Below are 18,319 nucleotides of genomic sequence, written 5' to 3'. Positions count from 1 at the left end.
CAGATATGCACCCCTTGTCGTTCGCGCAACGCCGCCTGTGGTTCCTTGACCGACTGGACGGGCCGAGCTCCGCGTACAACCTTCCGGCAGCCTTCCGGCTGTCGGGCGAATTGAACACGGTCGCACTGCGGGACGCCCTCGCAGATGTCGTCTCCCGCCACGAGGCGCTGCGGACCGTCTTCCCCGAGGTGGCGGGGGAGCCGTACCAGCAGATCCTGGACGCCGGCCCGGACCGGATCGGACTCGACGTCCACCACGTCACCGAGACGGAGCTGGAGGAGCGGGTAGGGCGGGCGGTACAGGAACCCTTCGACCTGGGAACGGACATCCCGTTCCGCGCCTCCCTCTTCGTCGTGCGCCCCGATGAGTGCGTGCTCGTCCTGGTGATGCACCACATCGCCTGCGACGGATGGTCGATGGGGCCGCTCGCGAAGGATCTCCTGGCGGCCTACGACGCACGGTGTGCCGGTCGCGCGCCGGCGTGGGACCCGCTGGCGACGCAGTACGTGGACTACACGCTGTGGCAGCGGGACGTGCTGGGTGACACCGACGACCCGGAGAGCGTCTCCTCCCGGGAACTCGCGTACTGGACCCGGGCGCTCGACGGTGTGCCGGATGTCCTGGAGCTCCCCACGGTCCGTCCGCGGCCCGCGGTGGCGAGCCACCGCGGCGATGCCGTGACCTTCCGGTGCGGGCCGGAGCTGCACGGCCGGCTGACGGATCTGGCGCGGGAAACACACTCCACCCTGTTCATGGTGGTGCAGGCCGCCCTCGCCGGTCTCCTGACCCGGCTCGGGGCGGGGACGGACATCCCCATCGGCTCGGCCGTCGCGGGCCGCACGGACGAGGCGCTCGACGACCTCGTCGGCTTCTTCGTCAACACGCTGGTGCTGCGCACCGACACCTCGGGAGATCCGAGCTTCCGTGAGCTCCTGTGGCGCGCCAAGGACGTCGACCTGGCCGCGTACGCACACCAGGAACTCCCCTTCGAGAAACTCGTCGAAGCGCTCAACCCGAAGCGTTCCATGGCCCGCCACCCGCTGTTCCAGGTCATGCTCGCGTTCGACAACAACTCCCAGGCCACCTGGGAGCTCCCCGGGGTCCAGGTGACCGAGATGCCGGTGCGTCTCGGGGCCGAGAAGTTCGACCTCAGCTTCTCCCTCAACGACGCCGGGGGCGAAATGAGGGGGATGCTCAGCTACGCGACGGACCTGTTCGACCGGCAGTCGGCCGAGGCGATCGCGGCGCGGCTGGTGCGCTTCCTCGAGGCGGTGGCCGAGGATCCGGACCTGCCCATCGGGCAGCTCGACGTCCTGTCGGCCGAGGAGCGGCGGCGGCTCCTGGTGGAGTCGAACGACTCGGCGTGCGAGGTTCCGGACCGGTCGCTGGCGGAGCTGTTCGAGGAACAGGCCGCCCGGACCCCGAACGCCGTCGCGGTGGTGTTCGAGGGCCTCGAGGTCACCTACGGGGAGTTGAACGGACGGGCGAACCGGCTGGCCCACTACCTGATCGGACAGGGCGTCGGGCCTGAGCGGCTGGTGGGGATGGCAGTGCCGCGCTCCGTCGAGATGGTGGTGGCCATCCTGGGAATCCTGAAGGCGGGAGGGGCCTATCTCCCGATCGACACGGACTATCCGGCGGATCGCATCGACTTCATCCTCCGCGACGCACAGCCGAAGCTGGTCGTGGGCAGCGCAGGCACGGGTGACTCCTTCGTTCCCGACGCGACGACAGGGGTCGCCAGGATCGACATCGACACCCCCGCCTTCGCCGCGATGCTCGCGGAACTCCCTTCGGGCAACCCCGTACGGGACCACGACGCGCACATCGCCTGCCGGCTGAACCCCGTCTACGCGATCTACACCTCCGGGTCGACCGGGAAGCCCAAGGGTGTCCTGACCCCGAACGGGTCACTCATCAGCTCTCTCACCGCCATGCAGCGCAAGCTCGGGCTGCGGCCCGGTGACCGGTTCCTCGCGATCTCCAGCGTCTCCTTCGACACGTCGGCCCTGGAGATGTACCTGCCGTTGCTCGCGGGGGCCGCGATGGTGATGGCGACCAGGGAGGACGCGAAGGACCCGGAGGCCGTGGCGTCGCTCATCGACCGCAATCGCGTCACTTTCGTCCAGGGGACCCCGCCGTGGTGGCAGTCCCTCGTGGACAGCGGAGTCCGCTGGAAGCAGGGCGTCAGGGCACTGGTGGGCGGAGAAGCGCTGTCCGATCTCCTCGGCCGGCAGCTCTGCGCCATCGCCGAGTCCGTCCTGAACGTCTACGGCCCGACCGAGACGACCATCTGGACGACGGTCAGCCAGGTGACCGACGGGTCACGGGTGCCGCCGATCGGCCGGCCCATCGCGAACGCGCGGGTCTACGTACTCGATTCCTCCCTGCAGCCCGTGCCGGTCGGGGTGGTGGGCGAGCTGTACATCGCGGGTGCCGGTGTCGCACGTGGCTACGTGAACGGTTCGCACGCCACGGCCCAGCGGTTCGTCGCGGATCCGTTCGGGCCGGCCGGCTCGCGCATGTACCGCTCGGGAGACCTGGCGCGCTGGAGCCACGACGGGGAGCTGGAGTACGTCGGCCGGATCGACCACCAGGTCAAGGTGCGAGGTTTCCGGATCGAGCTGGGTGAGATCGAGGCGGTGCTGACCGGCCACGACTCCGTCGCACGTGCGGTGGTGGTGGTACGTGAGGACCAGCCCGGGGACAAGCGCATCGTCGCCTACGTCACCCCCAGCAGTGAGTCGCACGCGGTGGACGGTCGCCTGCTGCGCAAGTACTGCGGCCAGGCGGTACCGGAATACATGGTGCCGGCGGTGGTCGTCGGGCTCGACGCGTTCCCGCTCACGCCGAACGGGAAGGTGGACCGCAAGGCTCTTCCGCTTCCCGCGCGGGAACGCGACCGGGCTGGGCGTTCGCCGCGGAACGCGCAGGAGGAGGTGCTGTGCCGGCTGTTCGCGGACGTACTCGGGCTGGAATCGGTCGGAACCGATGACGACTTCTTCGACCGCGGTGGACACTCACTGCTGGCCATCCGGCTGATGTCCCAGGCCCGTTCGCAGCTCGGGGTGGACTGGGGCATCCGTGAACTGTTCCAGCACCCGACGCCGGGCGGACTGGCGGCGCTGATCGAATCGGGGGAGCGGCAGGACTCGCCGGCTTCGGCAGAGCAGCGCAGCGGTCACCTGGACACGGTGCTCCCCCTGCGCGCCCAGGGCGAACGGACCCCCGTCTTCTGCGTGTCCCCGGCGATGGGCCTCGGCTGGTCGTTCGGCAACCTGCTGCCGAACCTGTCAGGGCGAGCCGTGTACACCCTGCAGGACCCCGCGCTCACCGAAGGGAACGAGCTGGCGGAGAGCGTCGAAGACATCGCCGCGCAGTATCTGCGCCGCGTTCGGGACATCCAGCCGCACGGTCCCTATCTGCTCCTGGGCCGCTCCTTCGGTGGGCTGGTCGCGTTCGAGATGGCGGTGCAGCTGAAGCAGCAGGGCGAGTCGGTGGGCCTGCTCGGCCTGCTCGACGCGTTGCAGATCGCACCCGAGGGGGAGCCGGACCCCGAGCGGGCCGAGGCCATCGAGCAGGAGTCGCTGCGCGTCCTGTGGCGCGAGGGCCGGCCCGGTGAGCCCTATCCGGCCTCCGGCGCGCTGAGCCGTGCGCAGACGGTCACCGGCGTGTACAGGGCCGACGGCCCGATGCACGGGTTGAGCGAGCAGACGCTCAACCGCCTGGTCGACGTGTGCGCCAACAGCATCGAGCGGTCCGTCACCTACCGGCCCGGGCAGTACCGGGGCCGACTCCACTTCTTCGCGGCCGTCGCGGACCCGAACAGCCTCCCCGCGGCCTCGAAGGTGGAGATGTGGCAGCGCTGCGCGTCTGATGTCGTCCTTCACGAAGTGCACTGCGGGCACAGCGAAGTGCTGAAGCCCGGTCCCGCGGCCGTCATCGCCGATGAGCTCTCCCGCATACTCGCCGAGCTCGGACTCTGATTCCCCGATACACAGGAGAACATCATGACGAATCCTTTTGAAAACCCGGATGGGCAGTACTGCGCGCTGGTCAACGAGGAGGGTCAGTACTCGCTCTGGCCTTCGTTCGCCCAGGTACCGGACGGCTGGTCGATTGCGCTGGGACCGGCACCGCGCGAGGAGTGCCTCGAATTCATAGGCGAGACGTGGACCGACATGAGGCCGGCCAGCCTTGTGCGTGCGATGGCCGAGGAGACGGGTTCGGCACACTGAAGTCCGTCAAGGAGTCCTTCTCCGGTCTTCCGCGGGAGTTCTGGTGGCTGTGGACCGCGACGCTCGTCAATAGCCTCGGCGGATTCGTCGGAATCTTTCTTGCGCTCTACCTCACGAATGGTCTACATTATTCTGCGAGCTTCGCGGGTCTGGTGGGGTCGCTTTACGGCGGTGGGGCGGTCGTCGCTTCGATTCTCGGCGGATTTCTAACCGACCGGGTCGGACGTACGCGCACCATATTGGTCGCCCAGCTGGCGACCAGTATGTCCACCCTCGTGCTGGGGTTCGCCCGCAGCGCCCCACTGATCGCCGTCATGGCCTTCGTGGTGGGGGTGTCGGGTGCGGCGGCGCGGCCGGCGATCGGGGCGACGATCGCGGATCTGGTGGAGGGATCCGACCGGCAGAAGGCGTTCTCGCTGAATTATTGGGCGCAGAACCTGGGATTCGGTGCTTCCGCGGCCATCGTGGGAATGGTGGCCGCACATGGCTACCTGCCCCTCTTCGTGGTCGAGGCCACGGCCACGTTCGTCTGCGCGATCGTCGTGTACGCGAAGGTCCCGGAGACGGGTGCGAAACGGACTCCGGACAGCCCACAGGATTCCCGATTTCTTGCCGGATATGCTTCCGTGTGCAAGGACTGGGTCTTCATGGGGATCGTGGGAATGACGTTCCTCATGGCCCTGCTCTTCCAGCAGGCTGCGACCACCCTGCCCATCACCATGGGTATGAAGGGTTTTTCGAGCGCGGACTACGGAATGGTCATCAGCCTGAACGGGTTCATGATCGTTCTTCTTCAGGTGGTGCTCTCCAGGGCGGTCGGGTCCGTGAGGCCGAGGCGGGTCCTCACGGCCTCGGCGCTGCTCTGCGGATACGGGCTCGCAGTCATAGTGGGCGCAAGTTCGCTGCCTTTCTATTTCTTGGCAGTGGCCATTTGGACCCTGGGTGAGATAACGTTCGCACCAGTGATCATGAATCTCGTCGCGCAGCTCGCGCCGGTGGCGATGCGTGGGCGATATCAGGGGATGTACCAGCTTGCCTTCTCTGGTGCCGCGCTGACTGCTCCGATTTCCGGCGGATTGGTGATCGATCACTTCGGGGTAAATGCCGTCTGGGTCATTTGCGGAGTGGTGGGCACGGTGGCGGCGATTGGATATGCGGTGCTGGGGCGTGCGGCGGAGGAGAGATCGAGCGGATCCGCTGATCTCGCAGCCGCAGCGACGCCTGTGGCCGGCGGAAACTCATGAACGATTACCGGTAGCCGGTAGCCGGTAGACCTGAGAAGGCGAAATTGCGCAACAACAAGCGTTTTGATTTCCGTGCCGAACGGGGGCGGGCATGACGACACGGTGCCTGCACGAGACCTTCGAGGAGCGGGCCGCCGCCGCCCCCGGGGCGCTGGCGGTGGTTTCCGGCAGTGAAGAACTGACCTACGGCGAACTTGACGCGCGAGCCGACCGGATGGCGCAGCTCCTCGTGGACGCGGGGGTGCGGCGGGGTTCCCTGGTGGGTATCCACCTGGAGCGCGGGGCGCAGATGGTCGTTGCCATCCTCGCCACGCTGAAGGCCGGCGCGGGATACGCGATGCTGGACCCCGAGTTCCCCGTGCACCGTCTGCGGGACATGGCCGAGGACGTGGCGCCCGCCGTCGTGATCGCCGACAGCCAGGCGGACGTGGACCGGCTGGGCACCTCGGCGGGCTTTGTCCGCATGGCTGGGGACGCCGGCCGGCCCTTGCCGCGGGGAGCCGTGGGTGCCGGAGCCGAGGACATCGCCTGCGTCATCTTCACCTCCGGATCCACCGGGCGGCCGAAGGGTGTCGCCGCCCCGCACAGGGCGGTGGCCGGCACGGTCCTGGGGCAGGGCTATACGCGGTTCGGCCCCGACACGGTCTGGCTCCAGTGCGCGCCGGTCTCCTGGGACGCCTTCGCCCTGGAGCTCTGGGGCCCCCTGCTGACCGGCGGCACCTGTGTGTTCCACCCGGGACGGCCCAACCCCCTGCTGATGGAACGCCTCGTGGCCGACCACGGCATCACCACGATGAACCTCCCCACCGTCCTCTTCCATGTGATCATGGACGAGTATCCGGAGGCGCTGGCAGGACTGACGGACCTGCTGGTCGGCGGTGAGGCGCTTTCGCCCGAGCACGCCGCCCGGGTGGTGAGCGAGTTCCCGGAGCTGTCTTTCGTCAACGGATACGGGCCCGTCGAGTGCATGGTCTTCGTGACCACGCACCCGGTCACCGCGCAGAGCGCGGCACGGGCCTCGGTGCCGATCGGCCGCAACCTGGCCGGCAAGGACATCCACGTCCTCGACGAACAGCTGCGCCCCGTGGCCGACGGAGAGGTCGGCGAACTGTACGCCTCGGGGGCCGGGCTGGCCCACGGATACCTCAACAGGCCCGGGATGACCGCCGAGCGGTTCGTGGCCGATCCGTTCGGGGCGCCGGGCGGGCGCATGTACCGCACCGGGGACTTCGTGCGCTGGCACGCCGACGGGCCGCTGGAATTCATCGGCCGGGTGGACGGACAGGTGAAAATCCGCGGCATTCGTGTTGATTTCGCGGAGGTCGAATCCGTTCTGGAGAGGCATCCGGCGGTGAAGAAGGCCGTGGTCATGGCCACGGACGAAAGGCCGGAAGACCGGCGGCTGGTCGCTCATCTGACGGTCCGCTCTGAGCCGGGCGCCGAAGTCGCGCAGGCCGACCTGCGCGCCTATGCGGCGGAGAAAATGCCTGACTTCATGGTTCCGTACCGGTTTGTCATTTTGGATTCGTTCCCCGTGACGCACAACGGGAAAGTTGATCGCACGGCCCTGCTCAAGTCTGACGCAGTGGGCTCATTCGGAGGTGGAAAGAAATGCTGATTCTGGGTTTCAAGGAAGGGCATGACGGCGCGGTCGCTGCCATCGAGGACGGCCGTCTCCTCTTCTCCCTGGAGGCCGAGAAGGACTCGTTCCCCCGGTACGACCGGCTGACGGCCGACGTCCTCCTCCGGGCGACGGAGAAGCTCGGACGGATCCCCGATGCGCTGGCGGTGGGCGGCTGGGTGAAGGGAACGTTCTCCCACGAGCCCCAGACCCGTACGGGCTACTTCGGCGTGGGGCCGGGATCGGTCACCGACGAGGTGGGCAAGTTCTTCGGTCAGGACGTGAAGATCTTCTCCTCCACGCACGAGCGGTCGCACATCATGACCGCGCTCGGACTGTCGCACTTCCCTGCCGGACAGCCCTTCTACTGCCTGGTGTGGGAAGGCAACATCGGATCGTTCTACCTGATCGACGAGCGCGGCGAGGTCACCCACCTCCGCCACGTGCTGTCCGACCCGGGGAACAAGTACGCCTACCTGTTCGCGCTGGCCGACCCGAAGTTCACGGCGAACAAGGGCGTGCTCCGGCTCCAGGACGCGGGCAAGCAGATGGCGCTGACGGGCTTCGCGCAGCCCGGCTCCCTGACCAAGGACGAGAAGAAGCTCATCGACTTCCTTCTGGAACAGGACCAGATCATCACGACCCTGGGGAAGGACGAGCTGACCTGGAGCCCCTTCCACAACATCGGGGTGGACTCGCAGGAGTACCGCAACCTGGCCCTGAAGATGTCGGACGCGATCTTCGACCGCTTCTACCAGTACGCGAAGGCGGAGCTCACCGAGGGGTACCCGCTGCTGATCTCGGGCGGCTGCGCACTCAACTGCGAGTGGAACCGCCGCTGGCGCGAGTGCGGCCTCTTCCCCGAGGTGTTCGTACCGCCGTGCCCGAACGACAGCGGCTCGGCACTCGGCACGGCCATCGACGCCCAGCTGCACTACACGGGCTCGGCGGCAGTGTCCTGGGACGTCTACGCCGGTGAGGAGTTCGTCGAGGACGCTGCCTTCGCCCCCGAGGACTACGAGACCAAGCCGCTGGACTTCGCCGAGGTGGCCGCGTTCCTGGCCGCCGGCAACATCATCGGCTGGGCCCAGGGCCGATGGGAGATGGGCCCGCGCGCACTCGGCAACCGGTCGATCCTGGCCGCGCCGTTCACCGAGGAGACGACCACCCGCCTCAACCGGATCAAGCAGCGGGAGGGCTTCCGGCCGATCGCTCCGATCTGCCTGGAGTCCGACGCCGCGAACTGGTTCACCGGCTCGATCCCGGACCCCCACATGCTCTACTTCAGCCAGGTGAATTCGGACGCCCTGAAGGCCGTCACCCACGTCGACGGCACGGCGCGCGCGCAGACGGTGACGCCGGAGCAGAACCCCGAGATGGCGCGCCTGCTGACGGCCTTCCGCGACATCACCGGATACAGCGTCCTGTGCAACACCTCGCTCAACTACTCCGGCCGCGGCTTCATCAACCGGACCAGCGACCTGATCGAGTACGGCGAGGGGCACGGCCTGGACGGTTACGTCGTGGGCAACACCTTCGCCGTGCGCCGCCGGCCGCGGGCCTGACGCAGAAACCGTAAGGAGAGCGATCTCATCATGCAGGAAAACTTTGAACTCACCGGCATCCGGATGGACTCCGACTTCTTCCGCTTCGAGGAGCGGAGTGAATTCGACGCCGATCTGGTGATGGACGTCCTCCAGGGGCGCCGGCTGGGCGTGATCTTCCGCAACGTGATACCCGAGGACGCGCGGAAGGAGTCGGTGGCCCGGTTCTGGAACAGTCCAGGACTGCTGCGTCGCGACGGGGAGCCCTCGTACTGCATCGGTTCCTACCACTGGAACAAGTCGACCGACGAGTACCTCGAGGATTCCGCGAAGACGGCGGAAGCCGTGCTCGACGTACTCGACGTGCCGGACTCGCCCTGGCACTCGTTCAGGTCGGCGATGGCGGAGAAGCTCGCCGAGCAGGGTGCGGACATCCGCATCGCCGAGCACGAGGGCGAGCAGGCCTGCGCCGCGCTGATCCGCGCCTGGGACAAGGAGGGCAGCTTCGCTCTCGACCCCCATGAGGACGAGGCGCAGTGCAAGGACCCGCGGCAGGCCGGGTTCGAGATCCAGCGCGCCGCCGACCACGAGATCTGCGCGGTCAACATGTGCGTCGAGCAGGGAGAGGGCGGCCGCCTGGTCGTCTGGAACATCCGCCCCGACGACGACAGCCGACGGGCCCTGGACATCGAGCACACCGGGTTCTCCTACCCGGCGCAGACCCTCGAAGGGTTCGACGTCGTGCACCTCGACGTCCGCAGCGGCGATGTCTACGTGTTCAACGGGCGCCACGTCCACGCAGTCGACACCTGCACGGGGAACCGGACGAACGTGTCGTTCCTGATGGGGTTCGTCGACGAGCGCACTGTCGTCAGCTGGACGTAAGCGCCGGAGGGCGTGCCCGAGGGCTGCCCCGCGTGAGGCGGGGCAGCCCCTGGGCAGGGACCACGACTCTCCCGTGCCGGTGTGCGCGGGGCAACGCAACTGGAGGAACACAGAAGTGATCGTCTGCGGACTGAAGCTGACCCATGACGGAGCCGTCGCGCTCGTCGACGGCGACGAGCTGATCTTCAGCGTCGAGATGGAGAAGTTGGACAATGGGGCCCGCTACAGCCAGATCGATGATCTGTCAGTGGTAGTCCGCTTGCTGGGTGACTTCGGCTACCGGGTCGAGGACGTGGACCACTGGGTCATCGACGGCTGGGACGGTGCCAAGGCCGGCCACGTCAGCCTGCTCGACCACGGAACCCCCGTCGAACTGGACCTGGCGCCCTACCGCGAGACCGAGGCGGTGCCGGACGTCTTCAAGCCCGGTCTGTCCGCGACCTTCCCCCTCGCGGGCGCGCCCCTGCCCTTCACCAGCCACGTCCACATCGCCGGGCACATCTCAAGCGCCTACTGCACCAGCCCCTTCGCGGAGCGGGGCGAGGCGTCGCTCGTCCTCGTCTGGGACGGCGGGCTCTTCCCGCGCCTGTACTCGGTCGATCCCGCGTCGGGAGTCGAGAACGGCGGTGAGCTCTTCCCGCTGATCGGGCACACGTACGCCACCGCCGCCCACCATTTCGGCCCGTTCCGGCGAACCGACGAATCGAGCACGGTCGACGACCTGTCGGTCGCCGGCAAGCTGATGGCCTACATCGCGCTCGGCACCCCGCGGCCGGAGGTGATCGAGGTGCTGCGGACGTGCATGAACGAGCACTTCGAAGCCGACAACGAGAACACGGCCGTCTTCCGCGCCGAAGTCGGCGGATTCGGCAGCAACTCCGAGCCGTCCCTGCGCTACGTGCACGCCTTCTTCCGCGACGTCCGCGATCGCATCCCGAGTGACGTGCCGGACGCGGACGTACTCGCCAGCGTGCACCAGTTCCTCGAAGACGTGCTGGTCGAGCGCCTGGCCGCCAAGGTGCTGTCCTGGAAGGGCGAGGGCCCCTGGAACCTGTGCTTCGTGGGAGGCTGCGCCCTCAACATCAAGTGGAACAGCGCCCTGCGCCGTATGGACCTCTTCCGGGACGTGTGGGTTCCGCCCTTCCCCAACGACTCCGGCTCGGCCATCGGAGCGGCGGCCCTCGGCATGATCAGCAACGCGGGCATCAAGCCGATCCGGTGGAACCCCCGCCTCGGGCCGGCCCTCGCCGCCGCGCCGCAGGCGCCCGAGGGCTGGCGGACCAGCCCGTGCAGCCCCGAGGAGCTCGCCGCAATCCTCCACTCCACCGGGTCCCCGGTGGTGGTCCTGAACGGCCGCGCCGAACTCGGCCCCCGAGCCCTCGGCGGCCGCAGCATCCTCGCCGCCCCCGTGCACGAGTCCACCAAGGACGTGCTGAACGAGGTCAAGGGGCGCGAGAGCTACCGCCCCGTCGCTCCGATCTGCCTCGAAGAGCACGCGCCGGAGATCTTCTCCCCGGGCACCCCGGATCCCCACATGCTCTTCGACCATGTGGTGCACCCGGACTGGCGGGACCGGATCCCCGCGGTCCTGCACCTGGACGACACCGCCCGCCTCCAGACCGTCGGCCCGGACGACGACCCCACCCTGCGCGCCATCCTGACCGCCTACCACCGCCTGAGCGGTGTCCCGGTGCTGTGCAACACCAGCGCGAACCTCAACGGGACCGGCTTCTTCCCCGATGTCGCGTCGGCCATCGCCTGGGGCCGGGTCGACCGGGTGTGGAGCGAGGGCACCCTCTACACGCGCGACAGCGGCGACTGAGCCGCCACGGCCCGTAGAGTCAGCAAACTGCCCTTGTCCTGCCCGGATTCAGGCAGGGAGCTCAAGAAACCCAGGAGTGCCGATGCTGCGCACCATGTTCAAGTCCAAGATCCACCGCGCCACCGTGACCCAGGCCGACCTGCACTACGTGGGATCGGTGACCATCGACGCGGACCTGCTCGAAGCGGCCGACCTGCTGCCGGGCGAGCTGGTCCACATCGTCGACATCACCAACGGCGCCCGCCTGGAGACGTACGTCATCGAGGGCGAGCGCGGCTCCGGAGTGATCGGGATCAACGGGGCCGCCGCCCACCTGGTCCACCCCGGGGACCTGGTGATCCTCATCAGCTACGCCCAGGTCGACGACGCCGAGGCGCGGCAGCTGCAGCCGAAGGTCGTCCACGTGGACGGCGACAACCGCATCGTCGCCCTGGGCGCGGACCCGTCCGAGCCGGTGCCCGGCTCGGACCAGGAACGCAGCCCGCAGGCGGTCGGGGCCTGAGGGGGGCACCCGCACACACCCCGAGAAGCGGGAACGGGCGCGCCCGTGGCGGAAGCCACGGGCGCGCCCGTTCCGTGCGGACGGCGGTGCCGCCGCCCCGCCAGCGCGCTTCGGACGGCCCGTCCCCGTCCCCGCCCCCGACCGTCCGCCAGAACCGTGCAGCACACCAGGGTGTCCCGCATGACGTGGTGGTCCACGTGCGGATGTGCAGTGCGGACAGCAGGAACGAGCGGCCCTTTCGGCCGGTACCCCGAGGACCGTGACGCGCGGGTCAGCGGTCCCGTCGCGCCGGACGGTGTGGAACTCCGGCGACAGGTCGAGGCCCCCGGGCCCGAACACTCCTCCGTCGGCAGAAGCAGCGCGCCACAGCCGCACAGGCCGCTCAACGCGTTGCCGATGACGCACCACGTGGAGTGCGTCGCGATCCTGGAGCCGGTCGTGAAGGGCTCCTGACCTGGGGTCCTGTGGTGTTCATCGCTCGCTCGGCCTGTTTTCCCGGCCCGACCGGTCAAGCGTGGGACTTGTCTGCGACACCCGTCTGAGCTGTGGTCTCACGCGGGCCGCGACGACGCTGGGCATGCGGTGTCCGGGGACCGTTAGGTGGTCGACGCTGGCATGACGCTCGTTCTGCCGGTCGGTCACGTCTGGCCCGGTCCGGTTCGGTGTCCGGTGTCCGGTGTCAGAGTGCCGCGCGGTGGGCGGGGGCCGGCCGTGGTCGGCTTCACACCTCGCCCTTTCTTGCCCATGCTCTGACGATCAGCGACACCAGCTCAGGGGCACGGCCGACTTGGGGGCGGACTGCCCGAGCGGCCAGCAGTCCAAGAGTTTTCGGTCAATTGGCTTGAACCGCACTGTTCCGGGGTTTCCGGAAACAGGAGAACCTGGGGCGAGGGAAGAGGGCACGGGCAGAGCCAAGGGGGAGCCGCCATGTCCGGACCGCTGTACGTTCCCGTCCTGGCGGCCAGACCCCACGCCCTGGCCGCCTACCAGCACTTGGACCCGGCTGTGCAGTCGGGCGTCACGCCACTCTGGAACCTGCCTCCGCGACCGGGCCTTCCGCCGGACGCCCTCCGCGTGCAGATACGGCGTGACGCGCACGCCGTGAGCAGGAGGCAGCGCCACCGTCCTGCCTGGCTCGACGCGCCGTTCGCCGACGCCGCACAACTCACCGCACTGGCCAACGTGTTGGCGGAACTGGGTGGACTGGGCCCGTTGCGTCCGGTCACCGGCCCCGACCGCCCTGCCTCACACCAGGTGGCTTCCCTGGCACAGGCCCGGACGAGCGGGAACGGCCTCGGCATACGGGTTGCCGTGCCCAGGGAGTGGGACGGCGCCGCCGCCATCGCCGTACGCGATCTTCTGGCACAGGCGGATCCGGCCGTCGAGATGGACCTCCTGCTCGACCTGGGCGCCGTCCTCGCCGACCGGGCTGAGGCCGCGAAGGAGGCCCTGCGCGCCCTCGACGCCCTGATGCCGCTGGCCGCGTGGCGCACCGCCGCCGTCCTCAGCGGCGCGTTCCCCGAGGTGACCGCCGAGAAGCTGGAGCACGGCCTGCGCGCCGAACCCCGACTACGGCATCCAGCCCGTCCGGGCCCTCGCCCGCGAGGCGTCCGCCGGTCGTGGCGGCCCGCCCTGGGGAACGCTCCGCTACACCACCGAGGAGTCGTTCGTTCTCGCCAAGGTCCTCGCGCGCGGCGAGGATCGCACCACGGTCAACCGGGCGGCAGCCCGGCAGCTCACCGAGCTGCCGGACTTCCGGGGAGCGGCGGCCGGCGCGGGGGAGAGCTGGCTGCGGGACTGCCGGGACGGGCGGGGTCCGTCCGGGACGGGCAACGCGACGGTCTGGCTCCGTGTGGGAAACGTCCAGCACATGTCGTACGTCGTCCGCTGCCTGCGTACATGACCCGGTCTGGCGGCCCCCGTCCGTGCGGGAGCGGTCAGGCGAAGAGCGGATCCAGCATCGCTTCCCCCGCCGGCACCCGCCAGGCCGGCAGCCGCACCGTCCGGGCCACGGGCGCGGGTTTCGCCCCCCGGCCGCCGGACGGCAGCCCTATGAGCAAGTCACCGCGCGCCTGGACGAGCCGCAGATGGCGGGCGGGATCCTGCCCGGGCGGGGGGCCCGTGTCGATGAGCACCGCCGTGTTCTCCCCGTCCACCGTGAACAGCAGGTCCACCGAGTGTCCGCCGACCACTGCCGCGCGTTCCAGGTCGGTGATGCCACGGCTACCCAGGTACTCCTGGAGCCGGTCGGCGAGTTCCTCGCGGAATCCGGTCGCCGCTGGGGGGCCGGCGACCGTGTCCTGGTCCGCGGGGGCCCCCGCGCGCAGCACGGACGAGCGTTCCGCGAGCAGGGAGGGCAGCCCCGCCTGCCCCTGCCAGAAGCGATGGCTCCCCACCGTGATCAGCTGTGACTTGGCCCGGGTGACCGCGACGTTCCAGAGGTTGACCTGGCTCGCCACCCAGTGCGTCGTCTTCGGCGGCGTATTGTCCGTGGCCACCGGGCTCAGGACCATGACGTCGCGCTGACCGCCCTGGAAGGCGTGCACCGTACCGACCCGGACCCGGTCGTCACCGGCCCACACCCTGGCCAGCGCCTCCTTCTGCGCCCGGAAGGGCGTGACCACCCCGACCGTGGCGTCTTCGGGCAGCCGTGCCAGCAGCTCGTCCACCGTCCGCCGCACCTGGTCCGCCTCGGCATGGTTGCGCCAGGACCGGCCGCCACTGCCGGCCGCGGACTCGCCGTACGGCACGTCCACCCAGCCGAGCACCGGCGGCGGATCGGCCGCCCCCGCCGGATCGACCGGCGGGACCTGCCTGCGGACGTCGGTGAGGACCTGCAACTGGCCCGCGTAGCAGTAACCGTTGACCACGTCCGCGATCTGCGGATGGCACCGGTAGTGCTCGTCGAGCAGCAGCGCCGTCTCACCGTGCTGCGCCGCCGCGTGGTACGAGGCGTACACGTGGTAGGCCAGCCGGTGGTCCTCCAACTGTGCGGCGTTCAGGCCGGCCCGCACCCTGGCCTGCCGCTCCTGCTCCGGGCTGATCCCGGGAATGTGCCCGAGCTGCATGGGGTCGCCGATGATCAGGGCCCGCTTCGCCCGGAAGAGCAGCGGTAGTACCGAGGGGATCGAGCACTGGCTCGCCTCGTCGATCACCACGAGGTCGAAGAGCTTCGGGGCGAGTTCGAGCTGGCGCACCGAGTGCGTACTGATGGCCCACGCCTTCAGGTGTGCCATCAGATTGCGCTGGCTCTTCTGGAATCCTGAGCGCCGACGCAGCGCCTGGAGCCGCTGGTTCATCAACGACCGGCCGCGCATCATGCCCTCGGCCCCCACGGTCTGCGCCAGCTCCCCCGAGACCGCGGCGGCCGCCGCGGCGCTGCTCAGCCGGGCCTGCTTCAGCGCCTCTTCGTCCCAGGCCACGTGTGCCGGTAGGAGCTCCCGCAGGGCCCGTTCCACCGCCACGGCCTCCGCGAGGCCGAGGAGCAGCTCGGGCGGGACAGGGCGCTGAGAGGCCCAGGCCGGCCACGAAGCCCCGGCGCCGCCGCCTGACGAACCCGCCAGGGCTGCGAGCGCCCGCCCGCGGCGCCATCTGCCGAAGGTCAGCCGTCCGGCTCCGGCGGCCCTCCGGGCGCGCTCCTCCCAGCGGCCGAGCGCAGCTGGGTCCTCCGTCGACCAGGCGCCCTCCAGCAGCCGGACGGGCAACGCGAGTCCGTCCGCCCGTCGAGCCCGCTCGCGGACCAGCTCCAGCAGGCGCGCCTCCTCGCCGATCCGACCTGCCGCCTCCGCCCGGAGCGCAGCCGCATGCGCGTGACGGTTGCGCAGTTCACCGGCCACGGTCGCGGCACCCCGGGCCGGAGCCGCTGGCGGCTGGGCCAGCAGTCCGGCCAGCTTCTCGGCCTCCCGTTCCCGGGCTTCCACGTTCCCGGTGCGCATGAGCAGGCCGGGTGAGATCTCGTCGCAGCGCTCGGCCACCACGTCGACGGCCTCGTTGTTGGTGGACGCGACCAGTACGGACTGCCCGGCCGCGACGGCGGTCGCGACCACTGCCGTGACCACCTCGCTCTTGCCGGTACCGGGCGGTCCGGTCGCGACGGTGAGCCGGCGGGTCATCGCCGAGGAGACCACCTGCTCCTGACTCTCGTTGCACGGGCCGGGGGAAACCACGGTCACGTCCCGCCCCTCATGCCCCGTCCCGTCACCACGGTCGCCGCCACCGGTCAGGAGGGCTTCCAGCGCGGTACCCGCCATCCGTCCCGGACGCGTGGACATCTCGAGCAGGTTGTCGACCAGGCCCTCGGTCGCGATCCGCTCCATGCCGGAAGGCGCGAGCAGCACGGCGGCGTTGTGGGCGCCGGGCCGCAGCGAGTCCATCACGGACCGTTCGCTGAGCAAGGACAGGTCGAGGGGCTCCAGCTCCGGAACGCCGAGCTCGGTCCGGAGCTCCCGTACCGCTTTGACCATCTGGCTGCCGTTGCCCTCCTGCCAGCTGGGCTGCCAGCGGGCCAGCAGCTCGCCGGCCTCGTCGTCGGACAGCAGCTCGGTGATCACGCCGGTGTGCAGGGACGGGACCCCACTCGGACGCAGCAGGCCGCGGCCGTTCTCGTCCGGGGTCAGCTCCATCGGCTGGACCAGCAACGGCGCGATCCGCACCGCCGCCCGCCGACGGCCGTCCCCGCCCCGTTCGGGAAGGGTGATCGCGGGATACCCGTACCAGTACTCCTGGAGCCCGGCCCCGTCGGCCTGCGCAGCCGTGCCCTTCGGCTCGGGCAGCTGTCCGGGGGCGGGGAGGGAGTGCCCGAGCCCGGACTGGATGGACTCCGGGCCCTGACCCAGCAGGAAGTACGCGCGACCCCGGCCGTTGTCGCGGTCGGGCAGCATGCCGGACGCCGCCTGGGCGCCGAGGCAGTGCGCGTAGTACCGCAGGAGCCGCTGCGGGTCGACGCCCTCCCCGGCGTCCTGGGCGACCAGCTGCCGCGCCTTCAGGAGGGCGGGGGAGACCTCGGACCGGGCGGCCGCCCGGTCCGCGTCGCGTGGCGCGTCGGGAAGACGGACCGGACGGGCGACCGAGCGGGCGAAGGGCAGTGAACGGGTTGCCCGGATCGTGGACTTGGTCGGACGCTGTTCTTCGGGAACGCCCTTGATCACCATTTGCGCGGTCAGGTACTCGAAGAGGTCGTCCGGGGTGATCCAGCCGCCCTCCTTCACCCGCCCGCTCCGCAGGCCTTCCACGATCTCCCCGGTGAACCGGGAGGTACCGAGGGAAGACCCTTCCGGCGCCTTGGCGGACGCGGCCTGGAGAGCGTCGGAGGCGGTGATGAAGTACACGCCGGTCGGGTGCAACAGCGTACTGGGCGCGGGCCGATCGCCGGTGTCCGTGTCCCTGCCGCCCTTGGCCGTCCACCCCTGGACGACGGACCCGCTGGAGCAGCAGTCCAGGAGCACCAGCTTGGACGCGGCGCGACAGGACGTGAGCATCCGCTCCAGGAAATCGGCCGGTACGGCGGTGCCCGGCAGGTCGGCCGGGTCGGCGTCCCGGGTCAGGAAGTACAGCTGCCCGTCCGCCTCGCAGAACGTGCCGTGCCCGCTGAAGTAGAGCAGTGCCGTCTCGCTGGACTGCCGGTCTTCCAGGAACTGCTCGACGGCGTACAGCATTTCGGCGCGTGTCGGCTCGGCGACCATCGCGCAGTCGTTGTACACGCCGATCTCGGTGCTCTCCAGCACCGCCCGCATGTAGTGCAGGTCGGCCCGGACGGGAGGCAGGTCGTGGTAGTGCTCGTTGTCGTACGTGGATACGCCGATGAGCATGGCGTACCGGTCGTTGTCGCTCACCGCGCGCCCGGCCCCGCCTCGCCACCGTCCGCGTCCTCGTCACGGGTATCTGACGCACCGTTGGCGAGGAACCTCTCGATCAGCTCGCTGTCGGCCCGGGCCTCCTTGCCGGACACGCTCAGCGTCGCCCCGTCCGCCCGGGTGATGACGATGGTCCGCTGGGGTACGCGGGCCAGCCAGACCTGGATGCTCGCCGCGACGAGGGAGCCCCCGCTGAAGACCAGCCCGACCAGGTCGGTGACGGATCCGCCCTTGTCGGACTCGTCCTCGGGCCGAGGGCGGGGGGTATCGAGGGCGGCCCGCGGATCGGCACCGGCGAGGGCGGCGAGCAGCTCGCGCGCTTCGCGCCGGGCGCGCAGCGGGTCCTCGTCGACGATGGCGATGCGATGGCCGGCGGCGGCCGGTCCAGTGGTGGTGCTCACGTTCTTCGTCCCCCTACGTCTTCCCCGTGCGGCTGACACGCGGACGGGCGAGCGTACCGAAGTCCCCCGGCAACGAACGTGCCGCTTTCCGGAAAATGGCAGGTCATTGGCCTGAATCCGCCAGCTCCGGCCATCCGGTCCCCTAGGTGTACCCCCACGTGCGCTGTCCGCTGCCGGCTCCCTCGAGTTCCGGCGGCGTGCCGCGCGGCA

At 69.7% G+C, this 18,319-nt stretch carries 10 protein-coding genes and 1 pseudogene; 9 read left to right on the top strand and 2 right to left on the bottom strand.

Annotated elements, in window-relative coordinates; all coding sequences use genetic code 11:
• Positions 1-5 precede the first annotated feature (5 nt).
• From ACZ514_RS13905 to ACZ514_RS13865, 9 genes and pseudogenes are all read left to right on the top strand, one after another.
• Positions 6-3,986 (top strand): non-ribosomal peptide synthetase, encoded by a 3,981-nt coding sequence (locus ACZ514_RS13905; RefSeq protein WP_469124790.1) that lies wholly within the window; start codon positions 6-8, stop codon positions 3,984-3,986.
• Between the two features lie 24 nt (positions 3,987-4,010).
• Positions 4,011-4,238: an MbtH family protein gene (locus ACZ514_RS13900; RefSeq protein WP_468697043.1), complete on the top strand. Its 228-nt coding sequence runs from the start codon at positions 4,011-4,013 to the stop codon at positions 4,236-4,238.
• Positions 4,172-5,482, top strand: a complete 1,311-nt coding sequence (locus ACZ514_RS13895) for an MDR family MFS transporter (RefSeq protein WP_469124789.1) — start codon at positions 4,172-4,174, stop codon at positions 5,480-5,482. The genes ACZ514_RS13900 and ACZ514_RS13895 overlap by 67 nt, the downstream gene beginning before the upstream one ends.
• A gap of 91 nt (positions 5,483-5,573) precedes the next feature.
• On the top strand, positions 5,574-7,100 hold the full coding sequence (locus ACZ514_RS13890; protein WP_469124788.1) for an amino acid adenylation domain-containing protein: 1,527 nt from the start codon (positions 5,574-5,576) through the stop codon (positions 7,098-7,100).
• Positions 7,094-8,668: a carbamoyltransferase C-terminal domain-containing protein gene (locus ACZ514_RS13885; RefSeq protein ID WP_468697049.1), complete on the top strand. Its 1,575-nt coding sequence runs from the start codon at positions 7,094-7,096 to the stop codon at positions 8,666-8,668. The genes ACZ514_RS13890 and ACZ514_RS13885 overlap by 7 nt, the downstream gene beginning before the upstream one ends.
• Positions 8,669-8,698: 30 nt before the next feature.
• Positions 8,699-9,532 carry a 2OG-Fe(II)-dependent halogenase WelO5 family protein gene (locus ACZ514_RS13880; protein WP_468697053.1) on the top strand — a complete coding sequence of 278 codons (834 nt, stop codon included), beginning with the start codon at positions 8,699-8,701 and terminating at the stop codon, positions 9,530-9,532.
• A gap of 115 nt (positions 9,533-9,647) precedes the next feature.
• Positions 9,648-11,354 carry a carbamoyltransferase N-terminal domain-containing protein gene (locus ACZ514_RS13875; protein ID WP_469124787.1) on the top strand — a complete coding sequence of 569 codons (1,707 nt, stop codon included), beginning with the start codon at positions 9,648-9,650 and terminating at the stop codon, positions 11,352-11,354.
• Positions 11,355-11,436: 82 nt separating this feature from the next.
• Positions 11,437-11,856 carry an aspartate 1-decarboxylase gene (panD, locus tag ACZ514_RS13870; protein ID WP_468697058.1) on the top strand — a complete coding sequence of 140 codons (420 nt, stop codon included), beginning with the start codon at positions 11,437-11,439 and terminating at the stop codon, positions 11,854-11,856.
• 927 nt (positions 11,857-12,783) lie between these two features.
• Positions 12,784-13,759, top strand: a pseudogene (locus ACZ514_RS13865) (beta family protein).
• Positions 13,760-13,793: 34 nt separating this feature from the next.
• Here the strand turns inward: ACZ514_RS13865 and ACZ514_RS13860 are convergent.
• A complete protein-coding gene (locus ACZ514_RS13860) occupies positions 13,794-17,687 on the bottom strand; it encodes a caspase, EACC1-associated type (RefSeq protein ID WP_469124786.1) in 3,894 nt (1,297 codons plus the stop codon).
• Entirely contained in the window at positions 17,684-18,109 is a 426-nt protein-coding gene (locus tag ACZ514_RS13855) for an effector-associated constant component EACC1 (protein ID WP_469124785.1), read from the bottom strand. The genes ACZ514_RS13860 and ACZ514_RS13855 overlap by 4 nt, the downstream gene beginning before the upstream one ends.
• Between the last annotated feature and the right edge of the window lie 210 nt (positions 18,110-18,319).

It is taken from the genome of Streptomyces sp. NPDC034086 (assembly GCF_055575515.1).
Note: the sequence above shows the minus strand (reverse complement) of the source record. Positions and strands in the feature narration are given on the sequence as shown.

Excerpts from the sequence above, each read along its gene's own strand:
- ACZ514_RS13905 (WP_469124790.1), top strand. The coding sequence starts at position 6 with ATGCACCCCTTGTCGTTCGCGCAACGCCGCCTGTGGTTCCTTGACCGA.
- ACZ514_RS13900 (WP_468697043.1), top strand. The coding sequence starts at position 4,011 with ATGACGAATCCTTTTGAAAACCCGGATGGGCAGTACTGCGCGCTGGTC.
- ACZ514_RS13890 (WP_469124788.1), top strand. The coding sequence starts at position 5,574 with ATGACGACACGGTGCCTGCACGAGACCTTCGAGGAGCGGGCCGCCGCC.
- ACZ514_RS13885 (WP_468697049.1), top strand. The coding sequence starts at position 7,094 with ATGCTGATTCTGGGTTTCAAGGAAGGGCATGACGGCGCGGTCGCTGCC.
- ACZ514_RS13880 (WP_468697053.1), top strand. The coding sequence starts at position 8,699 with ATGCAGGAAAACTTTGAACTCACCGGCATCCGGATGGACTCCGACTTC.
- panD (WP_468697058.1), top strand. The coding sequence starts at position 11,437 with ATGCTGCGCACCATGTTCAAGTCCAAGATCCACCGCGCCACCGTGACC.